This window comes from Mixta mediterraneensis (assembly GCF_014946725.1).
GTDB lineage: Bacteria > Pseudomonadota > Gammaproteobacteria > Enterobacterales > Enterobacteriaceae > Pantoea > Pantoea mediterraneensis.
Genome location: NZ_JACFXY010000010.1, coordinates 1 through 16703, shown reverse-complemented (window position 1 = coordinate 16703; position 16703 = coordinate 1). Strand labels below are relative to the sequence as shown.

Annotated in this window: 12 protein-coding genes and 3 pseudogenes; 8 read left to right on the top strand and 7 right to left on the bottom strand. The window is 53.6% G+C overall.

The window, feature by feature from the left end; genetic code table 11:
• Positions 1–80: 80 nt before the first annotated feature.
• Positions 81–1433 carry a glutathione-disulfide reductase gene (gene gorA, locus H2P46_RS16700; RefSeq protein WP_193406153.1) on the bottom strand — a complete coding sequence of 451 codons (1353 nt, stop codon included), beginning with the start codon at positions 1431–1433 and terminating at the stop codon, positions 81–83.
• A gap of 127 nt (positions 1434–1560) precedes the next feature.
• On the opposite strand from gorA, the pseudogene H2P46_RS16695 reads away from it, so the two are divergent.
• From H2P46_RS16695 to H2P46_RS16675, 5 genes and pseudogenes are all read left to right on the top strand, one after another.
• A pseudogene (locus H2P46_RS16695) lies at positions 1561–1983 on the top strand (ribonuclease Z); the annotation flags it as partial.
• 48 nt (positions 1984–2031) lie between these two features.
• Positions 2032–2837 (top strand): annotated as a pseudogene (locus H2P46_RS16690) (IS5 family transposase).
• 152 nt (positions 2838–2989) lie between these two features.
• On the top strand, positions 2990–3463 hold the full coding sequence (gene greB / locus H2P46_RS16685; protein WP_193406041.1) for a transcription elongation factor GreB: 474 nt from the start codon (positions 2990–2992) through the stop codon (positions 3461–3463).
• A 107-nt stretch (positions 3464–3570) separates the two neighbouring features.
• A complete protein-coding gene (locus H2P46_RS16680) occupies positions 3571–5892 on the top strand; it encodes a Tex family protein (RefSeq protein WP_420846547.1) in 2322 nt (773 codons plus the stop codon).
• A gap of 284 nt (positions 5893–6176) precedes the next feature.
• Positions 6177–7865 (top strand): annotated as a pseudogene (locus tag H2P46_RS16675) (alpha-amylase family glycosyl hydrolase).
• Here H2P46_RS16675 and H2P46_RS16670 read toward each other — a convergent pair.
• Both H2P46_RS16670 and bioH read right to left on the bottom strand, forming a co-directional pair.
• On the bottom strand, positions 7866–8135 hold the full coding sequence (locus tag H2P46_RS16670; protein WP_193406039.1) for a YdgH/BhsA/McbA family protein: 270 nt from the start codon (positions 8133–8135) through the stop codon (positions 7866–7868).
• A gap of 169 nt (positions 8136–8304) precedes the next feature.
• On the bottom strand, positions 8305–9081 hold the full coding sequence (bioH, locus tag H2P46_RS16665; RefSeq protein ID WP_193406038.1) for a pimeloyl-ACP methyl ester esterase BioH: 777 nt from the start codon (positions 9079–9081) through the stop codon (positions 8305–8307).
• A 34-nt stretch (positions 9082–9115) separates the two neighbouring features.
• Here bioH and gntX point away from each other — a divergent pair, with 34 nt between their 5' ends.
• Together gntX and nfuA are read left to right on the top strand one after the other, a co-directional pair.
• The gene (gene gntX, locus H2P46_RS16660) at positions 9116–9796 is read left to right on the top strand and encodes a DNA utilization protein GntX (protein ID WP_193406037.1); all 681 of its coding nucleotides are present in this window, start codon (positions 9116–9118) and stop codon (positions 9794–9796) included.
• Between the two features lie 58 nt (positions 9797–9854).
• Positions 9855–10430 carry a Fe-S biogenesis protein NfuA gene (gene nfuA, locus H2P46_RS16655; protein ID WP_193406036.1) on the top strand — a complete coding sequence of 192 codons (576 nt, stop codon included), beginning with the start codon at positions 9855–9857 and terminating at the stop codon, positions 10428–10430.
• A gap of 48 nt (positions 10431–10478) precedes the next feature.
• Here the strand turns inward: nfuA and malQ are convergent, their stop codons facing one another.
• The 4 genes from malQ to glpE all read right to left on the bottom strand — a co-directional run bounded on the left by malQ (position 10479) and on the right by glpE (position 14757).
• Positions 10479–12548: a 4-alpha-glucanotransferase gene (gene malQ / locus H2P46_RS16650; RefSeq protein ID WP_193406035.1), complete on the bottom strand. Its 2070-nt coding sequence runs from the start codon at positions 12546–12548 to the stop codon at positions 10479–10481.
• Between the two features lie 219 nt (positions 12549–12767).
• Positions 12768–13526 (bottom strand): DeoR/GlpR family transcriptional regulator, encoded by a 759-nt coding sequence (locus H2P46_RS16645; protein WP_193406034.1) that lies wholly within the window; start codon positions 13524–13526, stop codon positions 12768–12770.
• Positions 13527–13573: 47 nt separating this feature from the next.
• Entirely contained in the window at positions 13574–14398 is an 825-nt protein-coding gene (glpG, locus tag H2P46_RS16640; protein WP_193406033.1) for a rhomboid family intramembrane serine protease GlpG, read from the bottom strand.
• A gap of 32 nt (positions 14399–14430) precedes the next feature.
• Positions 14431–14757 (bottom strand): thiosulfate sulfurtransferase GlpE, encoded by a 327-nt coding sequence (gene glpE / locus H2P46_RS16635; RefSeq protein WP_193406032.1) that lies wholly within the window; start codon positions 14755–14757, stop codon positions 14431–14433.
• A gap of 228 nt (positions 14758–14985) precedes the next feature.
• Here glpE and glpD point away from each other — a divergent pair, with 228 nt between their 5' ends.
• On the top strand, positions 14986–16485 hold the full coding sequence (gene glpD, locus H2P46_RS16630; RefSeq protein ID WP_193406031.1) for a glycerol-3-phosphate dehydrogenase: 1500 nt from the start codon (positions 14986–14988) through the stop codon (positions 16483–16485).
• Positions 16486–16703: the final 218 nt, after the last annotated feature.

Sequence of the window (16703 nt, the reverse complement as noted above, 5' to 3'; positions counted from 1 at the left end):
GTCCGGGCGGCAGGAAAAAAATTACCCTGTGCTGGAAAACAGGGTAATTTAAAGGCGATCAGCGTTTTTGCCTGAGCGGTTTAGCGCATCGTCACAAACTCTTCCGATGCTGTCGGGTGAATCGCCACAGTATTATCGAAATCTTGCTTAGTCGCGCCCATTTTTAACGCCACCGCGAAGCCCTGTAGCATTTCATCCATACCGAAACCAATGCCGTGAATGCCAACAATCTTCTCTTCTTTACCCACACAAACCAGCTTCATCCGGCACGGCTGACGATGTTGTGTGACTGCGGTGTACATAGCAGTGAAGGAGGATTTGTACACTTTCACCTGGTCATCGCCGTACTGCTCACGTGCCTGTGGTTCAGTTAACCCCACAGTACCAATTGGCGGATGGCTGAATACAACGGTTGGGATATTGTTGTAATCCAGATGTTCATCCGGCTTGTTGTTAAACAAGCGCTCAGAAAGGCGACGACCCGCCGCGACGGCAACTGGCGTCAACTCAACCGCACCCGTATTATCGCCCACGGCGTAAATACCTGACACGTTGGTGTTCTGGAATTTATCGACCTTGATATAGCCTTTTTCGTCCAGCTCCACGCCCGCCACATCAATATTCAGCGTGTCGTTAGCGGGTTCGCGACCAATCGCCCACACCAGACAATCAACGGTTTGCTCGCTACCCCCCTCTAGCTGCAGCGTCAGGCTGCCATCCGCGTTTTTGATTACGGCTTTTGGAACCGCATGCGTATGCAGTCTGGGGCCTTCAGCGTTCATCACTTCAACCAGGGTTTCGGTGATCAACGGATCAAAGGTTCGCAGCGGTGCATGTTTACGCACAAACAGATGCGTTTCTGAGCCTAACGCATTCACCACGCCTGCCAGTTCAACCGCGATATAGCCTGCACCGCCCACGGCGGTACGCTTTGGCAGCGCATCGAGTTCAAAAAAACCGGCAGAATCAATGCCATATTCGGCTCCTGGAATGCCCGGATGGCTCGGACGTCCACCGGTGGCAATCAGGATATGATCGGCGGTAATGGTTTCGCCGTTTACTTCCACCGTGTGCGCATCAACAAAACGGGCAAAGCCTTTAATCACCTCGACATTATTCTTGCCTAGCACGTTGTCATACGAGGTATGGATACGGTCGATATAGGCGCTGCGGTTTTTCACCAGGGTTGCCCAGTCGAAGCGATTGACCGTAGTATCAAAACCGTAATCGGGTCCATAAAGATGAATAGCTTCGGCAATCTGCGCAGCATGCCACATTACCTTCTTTGGCACGCAACCCACGTTGACGCAGGTGCCGCCCAACTCTTTAGCTTCAATCAGAGCACATTTCTGTCCATGCATTGCCGCACGGTTAATTGACGCGATGCCGCCGCTGCCGCCGCCAATGGCGAGATAGTCAAAATGTCGGGTCATTGCTATATCCATTCGGTTGCAAGAAAAATTGGCATAGAGTGTAACGCTGCGGGTCGAATTGACGCAAAGTTTGCACCTATGATTGTAATAGGGTTAAATTTTTCCATCATTTACAGGGAAGCATAGCATGCGTCTCACTTTTCTTGGCACTGGCGGCGGTGCGCCCAGCCTGCAACGCAATGTGTCTGCCATCGCTTTTACGCACTCTATCCGCGGGGAAACCTGGCTGTTTGATTGCGGCGAAGGCACGCAGCATCAGTTCATGCGCAGCGCACTGAAACCGGGGCGGCTAGATAAGATTTTTATCACTCATTTGCATGGCGATCATATTTTTGGTCTGCCCGGCTTACTCACCAGCCGTTCTATGGCCGGGCTGACGGAGCCGTTCACCGTGTACGGACCGAAAGGCATTAAAGCCTTTATCGAAACCGCGCTGTCGCTCAGTGGTTCCTATACCAGCTATCCGTTGGAAATTATAGAGATCGAGGCGGGAACGGTGCTGGATAACGGCGAGTTTCGCGTCACTGCCTGGCCGCTTAGAACCTATCCCAAAAGGAATTGTCAGATCGTAAATAATGGCAATTTTTGAGGGCGAAGTATGGCGGGCAACAAGTGGCAGATCAGCGATGAACTCTGGGAGAAAATGGCTCCACTTCTCCCGGAACATAAAACCCACCATCCGCTGGGCACGCATCGTAGACGTGTTGATAATCGTGCCGCAATGAACGCCATTTTCTTTGTGCTCAGAACCGGTTGCCAATGGAATGCCCTGAATGCCACGGATATTTGCTCATCCAGCTCAGCCCACCGCCGCTTTCAGGAATGGCGGGATGCTGGAGTATTTGAACGCTTCTGGCAAAACGGGCTGCTTGCCTGCGAGAAGCGGGATGCCATTGACTGGTCATGGTTGTCGATGGATGGCTGCATGACAAAATCGCCCCTTGCAGGCTCAAAAAAACAGGTCGCAACCCGACTGACAGGGGGAAGCAGGGAGTAAAGCGGAGCCTGATGACCGACGGGAACGGGCTTCCGCTCTCGCTGGCTGTCGCAGGGGCAAATACCCACGACATAAAACTGGTTGAAGATACGCTGGACGCGCTACAGACCGGCAGGCCGGGTCGCAGGCTGCATCTGTGTATGGACAAAGGCTATGAGGCTGAATGGGTGGAAATTTGTTTGAAAGCTCGTCGTTATGAACCTCATATCCAGTCGGGGAAAGAGGAGTCTGAGGCAATTAAAAACAGCGAGTTCAGGGCTCATCGTTGGGTTGTGGAAAGAACGCATAGCTGGATGAATCGCTTTCGCCGCATACTGACGCGATGGGAGAAGAAAGTCGAAAACTACGAGGCGATGCTGCATTTTGCTTGCAGCATCATTGTCTGGAATAAAATCCTTTTGGGATAGGTTCTTAGAATACCCCTTCTGTGTCAGCCTGTTTCGCCACCGGGGAAGTCAACGTGGGTTTTTAGCGTTTAAAAACCCTTTCCCCGACTCTTTTTTGCCGCGCCGCATTTGCTTTACACTGAACCTCTTTTCACATTTCTGGCTGCTGTTGCATGAAAACCCGACTCATTACCCGCGAAGGCTTTAATCAGTTAAAGGCCGAGCTTGATTATCTGTGGCGCGAAGAGCGACCTGAAGTGACCAAAAAAGTCACCTGGGCTGCCAGCCTCGGCGATCGCAGCGAAAATGCAGATTATCAATACAACAAAAAGCGTCTGCGCGAAATTGATCGTCGGGTACGTTATCTGACCAAAAGCCTTGAACAACTTCGCATTGTTGATTATTCCCCGCAGCAGGATGGCAAGGTTTTCTTTGGTGCGTGGGTCGAAGTCGAGAACAATGACGGGATTATTAAACGCTTTCGCATCGTTGGTTACGACGAAATTTTTGGCCGTAAAGATTACATCTCGATTGATTCCCCCATGGCTCGGGCGCTGCTAAAAAAAGAGGCTGGCGATGTCGCGACGGTAGAGACACCAGCCGGTCCCGCATTGTGGTATGTCAACGCGATTACTTATCAGGAATAGCGACTCAGAATATCGCCTAAATCCGCCTGCGCCGCTGGCAATCTCAGCCGTCAATCCGTATAACTGTTCGCTATTTCTTAACCCTGTAAGCAAGACAGTTACTGATGATGAAAGATACGCTGAGCCACATAATTGCGAGTGAGCTGCAGGCGCGGGCAGAGCAAGTTGATGCCGCCGTTCGCCTGCTGGACGAAGGGAATACCGTGCCGTTTATTGCACGCTATCGTAAAGAGGTGACCGGCGGACTGGACGATACCCAACTACGCCAGCTGGAAACCCGCCTGAGCTATCTGCGTGAACTGGAAGAACGCCGCCAGTCGATTCTGAAATCCATTGATGAACAAGGCAAACTCACCGACGACCTCGCCAGAGCCATCCGTACCACTCTCAGTAAGACCGAACTCGAAGACCTTTACCTACCGTATAAACCCAGACGCCGCACACGTGGACAGATCGCGATTGAAGCCGGTCTGGAGCCGCTGGCAGAGACCTTGTGGCAAGATCCTTCGCAGCATCCTGAGCAGTTAGCGGCAGGCTATGTCGCGCTGGATAAAGGCGTCGCGGATGTCCGTGCTGCACTGGATGGCGCCCGCTATATTCTGATGGAACGCTTTGCTGAAGACGCCACGCTGTTGGCGAAAGTGCGCGATTACCTGTGGAAAAACGCCCATCTGGTATCAAAGGTGGTGGAAGGAAAAGAAGAAGCCGGCGCAAAATTCCGCGACTATTTCGATCATCATGAAGCGCTAAACAGCGTGCCGTCACACCGCGCCCTGGCCATGTTGCGCGGGCGAAACGAAGGCATATTGCAGCTGTCGCTGGATGCCGATCCGCAATTTGACGAAGCGCCGCGTGAAAGCCACGGCGAAACGTTGATTGCCGGGCACTTAAACCTTCAACTGAATAACGCCCCGGCAGACAGCTGGCGTAAAGCGGTAGTGAGCTGGACGTGGCGCATCAAAGTAATGCTGCATCTGGAAACAGAGCTGATGGGCACAGTACGCGAACGCGCTGAAGATGAAGCCATCAACGTGTTCGCCCGTAACCTGCACGATCTGCTGATGGCGGCACCGGCGGGGATGCGTTCGACGATGGGGCTCGACCCCGGTCTGCGCACCGGCGTGAAGGTCGCAGTCGTCGATGCCACCGGCAAGCTGGTCGCCACCGATACCATTTATCCCCACACCGGCCAGGCCGCGAAAGCTGCGGCCCTCGTCGCGACGTTGTGTAGCAAGCATCAGGTTGAACTGGTCGCCATTGGTAACGGCACCGCTTCGCGTGAGACTGAGCGCTTCTTCCTTGAAGTGCAGAAACAGTATCCGCAGGTTACCGCGCAGAAAGTCATTGTCAGCGAAGCGGGGGCATCGGTGTATTCCGCGTCAGAACTGGCCGCGCTGGAGTTTCCTGATCTGGACGTTTCCATCCGCGGTGCCGTTTCTATCGCCCGCCGTTTGCAGGACCCGCTGGCAGAGCTGGTGAAGATCGATCCAAAATCGATTGGTGTGGGCCAGTACCAACACGACGTCAGTCAAAGCCAGCTGGCGAAGAAGCTGGATGCGGTAGTGGAAGACTGCGTGAACGCCGTTGGTGTTGATCTGAATACTGCTTCGGTGCCGCTGCTTACGCGCGTTGCGGGTTTAACGCGGATGATGGCCCAAAATATCGTTAACTGGCGCGATGAGAATGGCCGTTTCCAGAATCGTCAGCAGTTATTGAAAGTTAGCCGTCTTGGCCCTAAAGCCTTTGAGCAATGCGCAGGTTTTCTACGTATTAACCACGGCGATAACCCGCTTGATGCTTCAACCGTTCACCCGGAGGCCTATCCGGTGGTGGAACGTATTCTGGCGGCAACCGAGCAGGCGCTGAATGATTTGATGGGCAATCCGTCTGGCTTGCGTGGTCTGAGCGCCAGGGATTTTACCGATGAGCGTTTCGGCCTGCCAACCGTGACTGACATCCTGAAAGAACTGGAAAAACCGGGTCGCGATCCACGCCCGGAATTTAAAACGGCACAGTTTGCTGAAGGCGTGGAAACACTGAATGATTTAACGCCCGGCATGGTGCTGGAAGGGGCGGTAACCAACGTTACCAATTTTGGTGCGTTTGTGGATATTGGTGTTCATCAGGACGGATTAGTCCATATCTCTTCACTTTCGGACAAGTTCGTGGACGATCCCCACAAAGTGGTTAAAGCTGGCGATATTGTCAAAGTGAAGGTGATGGAAGTCGACCTACAGCGTAAACGCATTGCGTTAACGCTGCGGCTGGACGAACAGCCAGGCGAAAGCAGTGCCCGCAGCAATCGCAGCGCGCCACGTGAAAATGCGCGGCCAGCGGCGAATAAAGGGCGACCGCGTCCTGTCAGCCAGACGGCGGGTAATAGCGCGATGGGCGATGCGCTGGCGGCCGCGTTTGGTAAGAAGCGCTAAGTAAAACTGGAGACCACACGCCAATTGCGGTAGCGCCGGGCAGACGACAGGACACCAATGTCATTGCTGGCAGCCTGTCCTGCGCCGCCCACCACACGAGACGCTTTACCTCGCTGCTCGTGTTCTCTGCGCGTGATGTCTGCCAGTAGCTTGCGATAGTTTATCGCTTTGAACCGTTTATCCCCTGCCTGGCGGGGGATAATTATTTGAAAATCCCCACCGGCACACTACGCTAAAAAAACGCCTGTCATAAAAACAACACCTGCTGTGGCACCCAATTCACGATGGAAACGATCACTGCTTTAATCGATAAGATTTATGCTGACACCTTTCCACAGGCCGCGCGTGAACGCCTGCTTGCCAATATTGCCAGAGCGTGCAATGCGACGAAACTGCCGCGCAAAACGCACTGGGATGAACAGGATGTGGTCCTCATTACCTACGCCGACCAGTTCCGCGAGCCTGATTAACCCACGCTTTGCAGCTTCTCACGCTTCTATCAGCAGCATCGGCAATCCACTTTTCCACTGGTACATCTGTTACCGTTTTTTCCTTACTCTTCTGACGATGGTTTTTCAGTGATTGATTATCACCAGGTCAATCCGCTATGCGGCGAATGGCACGATGTCGCCACACTGCACCAGGAAACCCGGCTGATGTTCGATTTCGTCTGTAATCACATGTCAGCGCATAGCGCGTGGTTTAAACATTATCTGGCGCAGGATCCTGGCTGGGACAATTTCTTTATCAGCATGCCGCCTGCCACCGATCTCAGCGCGGTGACGCGGCCGCGGACCTCGCCATTGCTGACACCATTTCAGATGGCAGATGGCGAAACGCGCTTTATCTGGACGACGTTTAGCGCCGATCAAATCGATCTCAACTTCGCTAACCCCGACGTTTTAATCCGCATGGTGGATGTATTACTCGACTATCTGACGCGCGGAGCGGATTACGTGCGGCTGGATGCGGTTGGCTATATGTGGAAAACCCCCGGCACCCGCTGCATCCATTTAGCGAAAACCCACCTGCTGGTGAAATTATTTCGCGCCATTGCGAATAAGGTCGCGCCTGGCACGGTGATCATCACCGAAACCAACGTGCCGCATAAAGACAACATCAGCTATCTCGGCAATGGCCATGATGAAGCACAAATGGTGTATCAGTTTTCGCTGCCACCGCTGGTACTGCATGCTATTCATTCGGGCTCGGGACGCGCGCTGCGCCAGTGGGCCAGCTCGCTCGATCTGAGTAACAGCGGCACGACCTTTTTCAATTTTCTCGCTTCGCATGATGGCATTGGACTGAATCCGGCACGCGGCATTTTAACCGAAGTCGAGATTGTGGCGTTGGTGCGCGATTTAGCGTTAGAAGGCGCATTGGTTTCCTACAAAAACAATCCTGACGGCACCACCAGCCCATACGAAATTAACGTTACCTATCTCGACGCGTTAACGCGTCAGGAAGAGGACGACACAACGCGCCTGAAGCGATTTTTGCTTGCTCATGCCATATTGCTGGCATTTCCTGGCGTGCCGGCTGTCTACATTCAAAGCATTGTGGGATCGCGTAATGATTACGCTGGTGTGCATGCGGCAGGTCATAACCGCGCCATCAATCGTCAGAAATACGATTTGCAGGAGATTGAAACCGCTCTGGCGGGCGGCGACTGGCTACGTCAGCAGATTTATACCCGGCTCAGTCAGCTTATCCAGCTACGCCGACGACAGTCAGCCTTTCACCCCGATAACCCCATGACGCTATTTGACTGTGAAAATGCGCTGCTCGTACTAAAACGCCATTCGCCCACTAGCGGTGAGAGTTTACTCTGCGTGTTTAATTTGAGTGGCCGACAAGTTAAAACGCAGCTACCGGAGGCGCGGACATTACAGGACGTGATTACGGGAGAGAAAATAGAAGGCACCCAGCCGTTAACGCTGGATGCCTGGCAGTTTATGTGGCTACGCGGATAATTATTTGTAGACGTCAGCGACGGCGCTAAATTTGCCGTGTTCACGGCCAGCGATCACCAGGAAATAACGCCCCCCTTTTTCATCCGTTAATTTTGACAGCTCGCGCTTCGCATCCATCGGTGAGGTGGTTTCCGCCGTGGTGTTTACTGTACCTATTTTCTTAAGGTTCATCTTCTGAACGTCTTCTTTAGTAACCTCTTTCGCTGCTATAGCTGAGAAAGAAACGGCACTTATCATCACGGAAGCCAAAACCCATTTCATCATCTTCATTTGATTACCCTCATTCATGATCCATTGTTGAGATGTAAGCAGCCGCAAAGCGCGATAAAGCAGTATGGAACGGCATAGCCCAGCCCTGGCTATTCACATATAAATTCAGCGGCCTTGCTCACGAATGAAGTATTACCGCTGCCGGTTATTTTGCCAGCAGTGGAAGGATTTATGTCGATAATTCATCGCTGAAACGCATGATATGTTGCGTAAATGCATCAGGATGCGAGATGAAAGGCGCATGTGCTGCTTTCTCTATCACGACCGAAGGCGAGAAAGGCAGCGCCTGATCTAACAGCTGAGCAATACGACGCGGCACCAGACCATCCAGCGAACCGTAAATTCGCAGAAACGGCTGGCTGATGCCGGGTAATGCGCTGCATAAATCAACCTCACGCAGGATCTCTAACCCACCTTCCAGCACCTCAACCGACGGTATCGGTTGTGACAGCACCACCTCCTTCAACTGGCGTGCATCGGCGCGCGCACTTTCAGTGCCTAACGTTTGTAGTGCAAGAAAACGTTCAACGGTGCGCTGAAAATCATTACTCAGCTGTCGCTGAAAGCCGTGCAGGGTTTCTGATTTGATGCCTGGCCATTCATCGCTGGCGGTAAAACAGGGCGATGAAGCCACGGTAATTAGCGCGCGTACTCGCTCAGGTGCCGTTAATGCCAGCTGCGTTGCCACTAATCCCCCCAGCGACCAGCCAAGCACAATGGCGCGTGGCGGCAGCGACGGCAACAGCTGTTCTGCCATCTCATCCAGCGTCATTGCCGTAAAACCCTGACTGCGACCATATCCCGGTAGGTCGATCAGATGCAGGCGAAATTGCGCACTGAGTCGCGGAACGATGCTTTGCCACACTTCGGCATTCAGTCCCCAGCCGTGAAGCAGCACAAGATCTGTCTCCCCTTCTCCGCAGGTATACCCGTAAAGCGACGTCATCAGTTACTCTTCCAAAGTTGATAAGGAGGTCGTTATGCTACCAATGCCAGCCCTTTGTTGGCTATGTTCGTTACCGCTGCGTTTTTCGCATCACGGTATTTGTAGTCATTGTTTACGTAGCCTGCCGCTGCTGCCTTCGCTTTGTCCGCGCTGTGGACTGCCCGCTGCCTCAGCCCGGTTACCCTGCGGTCGCTGCCTGCTTTCGCCGCCCGCGTGGCAGGCACTGGTTTGTGTCAGTGCTTATCAGGCGCCAGTGAGTCATTGGGTGCATCAACTCAAATTTTCTCGCGTTACCGCACTTAGGGTGATGCTGGCCCGACTGCTTTTGTTAAGCTGGTTGCAGGCTTACCGCACACGCCTGTTAACGCGTCCAGATTTATTACTGTGCGTACCGCTGCATCATCAGCGCGGTTGGCAGCGCGGCTACAATCAGTCGGCATTGCTGGCCCAACCGCTGGCGCACTGGTTAACGTGTGAATTTAGCGAAGGATTGCGGCGACAGCGCAAGGGCGCATTGCAACATCAGCTCAGCGCGCAGCAGCGCCGCACTAATTTACGCGGCGCCTTTCGCCTTGAATTTGCGGTGCGTGGTCGCCATATCGCCCTTATCGACGATGTGATTACCACAGGCAGTACGGTAGAAGAAATTAGCCGTCTGTTACTGGCGCAGGGCGCGGCCAGCGTGCAGGTTTGGTGTCTGTGCCGTACCTTGTAGAGCGCCGGTGATGGGCGTATTATAACCAACTAAATTAGTCAACTATTGAGCAATCGACATGATCCGAATTACTGATTCTGCCCAAGAGCACTTCTCAAAACTGCTGTCCAAACAAGAAGATGGCACCCAGATTCGCGTATTCGTGATTAACCCGGGTACGCCAACGGCCGAATGTGGCGTTTCCTATTGCCCGCCCGATGCCGTTGAAGCGACGGATACCGAACTAAAGTTCGAAAAGCTGTCCGCATACGTTGACGAGTTGAGCGCGCCCTATCTGGAAGACGCTGAGATCGATTTTGTTACCGATAACCTTGGCTCACAGCTCACGCTGAAAGCGCCAAACGCTAAAATGCGTAAAGTATCTGACGATGCGCCGATGGTCGAACGCGTTGAATACCTGTTACAGGCGCAGATTAACCCACAACTGGCCGGTCACGGTGGTCGCGTGTCACTAATGGAAATTACTGACGATGGTTATGCCATTCTGCAATTTGGCGGTGGCTGTAATGGCTGCTCCATGATCGATGTAACGCTAAAAGACGGCATCGAAAAAGAGTTGCTGGCGGCTTTCCCTGAACTGAAAGGCGTGCGTGACCTTACCGAACATCAGCGCGGTGAGCATTCTTATTACTGATCGATTTACCGGGTAATGCAGCGCGACAGCCCTGTCGCGCTTCCCTTCTCAGTTTGTCTTACGTTGCTGGCTTACCGTTTTCAGTAATTTTTTCACTTCTGTATTTGCGAAGATTTTCTCAAGCGGCTGCGTCAGCTTTCGGCGCCAGTTAGGATATTGATCCACCGTACCCGGCACGTTCACTGGCGTGGTCATGCCCAGCCAGTCTTCCGGCTGCAACCCCAGTAACGCACTATGCGTATTCGCAAGAAAACGATGGATGGCCTGATTAAGTCTGGGTGACATGAAGAGCTTATCCGCCTGCCTCGGGCTGCTTGCGGAGAGCGATCCGGCCTGGTGCAGCACATTTAACAGCGCCTGTTTCTGCGCTGCGCGTTGCTGATGTAGCGGCTGCACCGCATCACCGGGATACAATCCTATTTTTTCTCCCAGCAGCAGATCCCCTGCTTCCCAAAAACCGCTTAATGTCGGCAGATCGTGTGTACTGGCGCTGGCAATTGACTGGCGTGGATATTCATCCGGCGTGCGGTATTTTCCATCATGCTGCTGCTCAAACCACAGCACCTTCCAGGAAAATATCCCGCTGTTACGCAGCAGGCTGACAATCTCTTTCGGCACAGTTCCCAGATCTTCGCCAATCACCATACAGCGCTGACGCTGACTTTCCAGCGCCAGAATCCCAAGCAGATCCTCAACCGGATAGGCGACATAAGCACCTTTGTCGGCAGTCTCACCCGCAGGCACCCACCACAGGCGCAGCAGCGACATGACGTGATCAATACGCAGCGCGCCGCAGTCCCGCATATTCGCGCGCAACATGTCGATAAAGGGCTGATAGCCGCGCACCTGCATCACGTGCGGATCCATCGGCGGCAACCCCCAGTATTGCCCCAGCGGGCCAAGTCTGTCGGGCGGTGCGCCTACCGAGGCGTGTAGTCGGTAAAGTTCAGGATCGTGCCAGGTTTCAGCACTGCCTTCCGCGACGCCAACGGCTAAATCGCGGTAAAGGCCAATGCTCATTCCCCGCGTTTGGCTGATTTGCCAGCAGCGAGAGAACTGTTGCTGCGCCAGATATTGCAGCCATTGCCAGAAAGCGATTTCGTCCTCGTGCTGTTCGCACCAGCGCTGCACCTCAGGCAGTTGACTGTTACGCCAGTCCTCCGGCCAGGCTGGCCAGCCCCAGTGTTGCGCATTTTCGGCGCGGCGCTCTGCCTGTAAGCCGTCATAGGCGGCCTGGTAATACAGACTGTCGCCCCCTTCCTGCACAAACGCAGCAAAAGTACGCTTATCCTCATCGTCTTTATCGCGTGGCTGAAACTGCGCCCATGCGTGACGCAACGCGGTCAGCTTCAGCGCCATCACTGCATCATAATCTACCCACTCCTCATCACGCGCTTTGGCGACTGCACGCTGCGTCTTAGCGCTTTTCCACCATCGCTGTGCCGCTGCGCTTTGCTGAAAATCCACCACCTGCGCCACATCAATGTAAATGATGTTGAGCCAGCGTCGCGAAGAGGGGCTATAAGGACTCGCAAAGTCCGGGCTGGCGGGATAAAGCGCATGCAGAGGATTCAGGCCAACGAAATCTCCGCCCTGTGCAGCCAGCTGCTCCAGCATTTGCTGTAAATCGCCAAAATCGCCGATACCCCAGTTGGTGGCCGAACGCAGGGTATAAAGCTGCACCAGTGCGCCCCAACGCTTTTCACCCGCACGCAGCGCGGGGGGCAGATAACAGCGGCGCGGCGTGACGATAATCCGCATGTGCCATTGCTGCCTGCCCTGGCTTAGCGTCAGATGGTGATAGCCTTGCCCCAGCGGCGAAGGCAGCGTAAAAAGCGCCTCACCTTGCACCTCACCTTCGAAAATTTTTCCATTTTCGCTACGTAGCTGCCAGTGATATGCGCCACGGCCACGCGGCGTAAGCTGACGCTTTGTTCTGCCACTGAACACCACAACTGGCGGCAGCGGCGACTTTTTACCGCGATCGGCGTTATCCATCACCGCCAGTAATGCACGCTTAGTTTCATCACTAATCGACTGGATTTCACCGTTAATATCGGTGAAGTGCAGCGAAATCCCGGCAGCACGCGCTGCTTTATCAAGCGAACTCTCTTTCATTGCCGCTCCTTAGCGTTTGGCTTGCCAGATGCGTGGTTGATAATTGTGAACCGGATGATCCCGGCTGAGCATACCGGTGTAGGCGGCGTTACGTTACTGACCGGGATGCGCATGGGCTGACGATGGTGTGTCAGTAACGTCATAAGTAAAGACGTGAGGGAGGAAAAAAGCGACAGCGATCAAGGAAAAACGCCAGCATTACGCTGGCGTTAAGGTAAATTAGCAAAGCTCAAGGTGCACTTCATATTGCTCAATGACCTTCATGACGCTGGCTGGCGGTATCTGGTCGGTGTAGAGATAGTCAAGCAGGCTCATATTGCCGAGATTCACCATCGCGTTACGACCAAACTTGGAATGATCAACCACCAGCATCACGCAGCGCGAGTTTTCGATAATCGCGCGCTTGGTGCGTACTTCGTGATAATCGAATTCCAGCAGCGAGCCATCTGTATCAATACCGCTAATGCCAAGGATGCCGTAATCAAGGCGGAACTGTGAAATGAAGTCCAGCGTGGCTTCGCCCATCACTGCACCATCACGGGTACGCACTTCACCACCGGCGATGATGACCCGAAAATCCGGCTTACCCATCAACAGCATCGCCACATTAAGGTTGTTGGTGACTACACGTAAATCATTGTGATTGAGTAACGCATGCGCAACCGCTTCCGGCGTCGTGCCAATGTCGATAAACAGCGTTGCACCATCGGGGATCTGGCTGGCGACGCGCTGAGCAATACGCGCCTTTTCTGCCGACCACATCATTTTACGATCCTGCCAGGCGGTATTCTCAGAACTTGACGGCAGTGCAGCACCGCCATGATGACGCTGGATCTTGTTTTGATCAGCAAGATCATTCAGATCACGACGAATGGTTTGCGGGCTCACCTCGAAGTGATCCACCAGCTCTTCGGTACTGACATATCCCTGACGCCGAACCAGATCGATAATGGCGTCGTGACGTTGCGTCTGCTTCACATTGCTCTCCTGTTTCCGGCCATGAGCCGCTCTTCTTTTTATTGTTCCTAACGACGCTTAACGTTGCGCGTATCAACAAAGGCCATCGCTAATCCCACCACCAGACCGGCAACATGCGCCGCATTGGCTATTGCCAGACCAAAAGCGCCAAACCAGCCAATCACCAGCCAGACAATTGCAAAACCGATCAAGCCACGCTCAAGATAGATGCCGCTGTCAGGATCGCGTTCACCGCGCAGCCAGCAGTATCCCATCAGGGCATAAACTACGCCGGATAAGCCGCCAAACCAGATGCCACTGAATTTAGCCTGCATCCAGCCGCTGAGTAGCGCTGAAATCAGCATGATGACAAACAGTTTGCCGCTGCCGAGACGCTTTTCTACCGCGCCACCGAGATACCACCACCACATCATGTTGAACAGAATGTGCAGCAGCGAAAAATGCAGCAGGATATGGCTGAACCAGCGCCAGCCTTCAAGATATTGATCCGGGCCGTCTGGCCAGGCAAGCCAGTACATGACGGTGCTGTCGCCGATCACCTGCATCAAAATAAATACCGCGATGCACATCGCTATGATGGTCATGCTCAGCGGGCCGGCGCGTTCACGAATATTCGCCCAGAAATTGGTGCGTTCATAACGTAAGCCGCTGTCGGTTTTACCACTATGCCAGCTAGCCGCCTGATAACGTGGATGATTAGGGTCACGCACAAACTGCTCAAGTTCGTTTTCGACCATCGTCAGTTTACTTTCATCATCCAGCATAATGACGTAATGACTTTCGCGCTCAATGCGCAAAACGACGCCGCGCGTTGCCATGTAATCGACGAACGCCTGCGCCATACGCGGCTGATTAAATTGGGTAATGCGCATGATGCGTAACTCTCTGTGCGATGATGTGCTGTTTAAACGCTGCCGTTAGCGACCTGCGCTGGAAAAGCTGCACGCCAGGCATCAAAGCCGCCATCAATGCTGTATGCCGCCGCGAATCCCTGATGCAACAAATAGTGTGCTGCGCTTTTGCTGCTGTTGCCGTGATAGCACATCACCAGCACCGGCAACGTGAGATCGGCACCGGCAATAAACGCATTGAGGTTGCTGTTTGACAGGTGCAACGCGCCAGTTGCATGACCCAACGCAAAACTTTGTGGGTCGCGAATATCTACCAGCAGCGCGCCTTGTGCCAGGCGATCCTGAGCCTGCTGAACATTAATACATTCGAACGTTTCCATGGTGTCTCTCATTACTGCGTCACAATGAGCGCCTAGTGTAACCCGATAATTTGCCCCAATGACCTGACTAATTTTAGGTGTTTGAATTTTTTTCACCCTCAGAATGTTAGCTATATCACGCAAAAATGTTTTTACCTGGTTAAAAGCTGGCATCAATGTTGGTTTACGATTATTATTATGCTCGAAAACGAACATTAATGAACTATTCCGAACATCGGAGGAGATGACGTGGAAACCAAAGACCTGATCGTGATCGGCGGCGGCATCAACGGTGCCGGCATTGCAGCGGATGCTGCAGGACGCAGACTGTCGGTGTTGATGCTGGAGGCGCGGGACCTGGCTTGCGCGACCTCTTCTGCCAGTTCAAAACTGATCCACGGCGGCCTGCGCTACCTTGAACACTACGAATTTCGCTTAGTCAGTGAAGCACTGGCAGAGCGTGAAGTGCTGCTGAAAATGGCGCCCCATATCGCGTTCCCTATGCGCTTCCGTTTACCGCACCGTCCACATTTGCGTCCGGCATGGATGATCCGTACCGGCCTGTTTATGTACGATCATTTAGGTAAACGCACCAGTTTACCCGGCAGTAAAAGCCTGCGTTTTGGCGCGGATTCGGCCCTGAAGCCAGAGATTACGCGCGGATTCGAATATTCTGACTGCTGGATCGACGATGCCCGCATGGTGTTATTGAACGCGCAGGAAGTCGTGAAGCACGGCGGTGAAGTGAAAACACGCACCCGTGTAACGCGCGCCTGGCGTGAAGGCGGCTTGTGGATGGTAGAAGCGGAAGATATCGACAGCGGAAAAACCTATACCTGGCGCGCCAAAGGGCTGGTAAACGCAGCCGGTCCGTGGGTGAAACAATTCTTTGACGATGGACTGAAGCTGAAATCCCCTTACGGTATCCGCCTGATCAAAGGTAGCCACATCGTGGTGCCGCGCGTGCATAAAGAGAAACAGGCTTATATCCTGCAAAACGAAGATAACCGCATTGTGTTTGTCATTCCGTGGATGGATGAGTTCTCGATCATTGGCACCACCGATGTTGAATACAAAGGCGATCCAAAAAACGTCAAAATCGACGACAGCGAGATAGATTATTTGCTGAAAGTGTACAACGGACACTTCAACAAACAGCTGGCCGCTGATGATATTGTCTGGACCTATTCTGGCGTGCGTCCGTTGTGTGATGATGAATCCGACTCACCACAGGCGATTACCCGCGATTACACGCTGGACGTGCGTGACGAAAACGGTCAGGCTCCGCTGCTGTCGGTATTCGGCGGCAAGCTGACTACGTATCGTAAACTGGCTGAACATGCGCTGGAAAAACTGGCCCGGTACTTCCCGAACGCCGGACCCGCCTGGACAAAAAACTGCGTGCTGCCAGGGGGTAACATTGCCGGAACGCGCGAAGATTACGCCGCCAGCCTGCGTCGTCGCTATCCGTTCATCAATGAAAATATGGCTCGCCACTATGCCCGCACTTACGGAAGCAATACCGAAGTACTGCTGGAGGGTGCGACAACGCTGGAAGATCTGGGTGAGAACTTTGGTCATGATTTCTACGAAGCAGAGTTACGTTATTTAGTGCAGAACGAATGGGTACGTGAGCTGGATGATGCGATTTGGCGTCGTACCAAGCAGGGTATGTGGCTGACAAAAGAGCAGCAGGCACGTGTAGCCGAGTGGCTGACAGCCAAACCTGCCCTGTCATTGGCCTCATAACCGCAGTTGAGCGCGTCGGGGCGCGAACCGGCGCTAAAGGCATTTGTTCGTGGCACGAACTGGCTAGGTGAGGAGTCGTCTGGTACTTCGAATCAGCGCGGTGAGGTTTCGTTCGCCCGGGCAGACGGGCAGTTTCATTACTGCCGCTGCGGGCGACCGACAAGGGTTGCAGAGCGGCAACCCTTGACCCGCGCTTCCGGCCAGCCCGCCCGCCGCTA

Excerpts from the sequence above, each read along its gene's own strand:
- gorA (WP_193406153.1), bottom strand. The coding sequence starts at position 1,433 with ATGACCCGACATTTTGACTATCTCGCCATTGGCGGCGGCAGCGGCGGC.
- greB (WP_193406041.1), top strand. The coding sequence starts at position 2,990 with ATGAAAACCCGACTCATTACCCGCGAAGGCTTTAATCAGTTAAAGGCC.
- H2P46_RS16680 (WP_420846547.1), top strand. The coding sequence starts at position 3,571 with ATGAAAGATACGCTGAGCCACATAATTGCGAGTGAGCTGCAGGCGCGG.
- H2P46_RS16670 (WP_193406039.1), bottom strand. The coding sequence starts at position 8,135 with ATGAAGATGATGAAATGGGTTTTGGCTTCCGTGATGATAAGTGCCGTT.
- bioH (WP_193406038.1), bottom strand. The coding sequence starts at position 9,081 with ATGACGTCGCTTTACGGGTATACCTGCGGAGAAGGGGAGACAGATCTT.
- gntX (WP_193406037.1), top strand. The coding sequence starts at position 9,116 with ATGCTACCAATGCCAGCCCTTTGTTGGCTATGTTCGTTACCGCTGCGT.
- nfuA (WP_193406036.1), top strand. The coding sequence starts at position 9,855 with ATGATCCGAATTACTGATTCTGCCCAAGAGCACTTCTCAAAACTGCTG.
- malQ (WP_193406035.1), bottom strand. The coding sequence starts at position 12,548 with ATGAAAGAGAGTTCGCTTGATAAAGCAGCGCGTGCTGCCGGGATTTCG.
- glpG (WP_193406033.1), bottom strand. The coding sequence starts at position 14,398 with ATGCGCATTACCCAATTTAATCAGCCGCGTATGGCGCAGGCGTTCGTC.
- glpE (WP_193406032.1), bottom strand. The coding sequence starts at position 14,757 with ATGGAAACGTTCGAATGTATTAATGTTCAGCAGGCTCAGGATCGCCTG.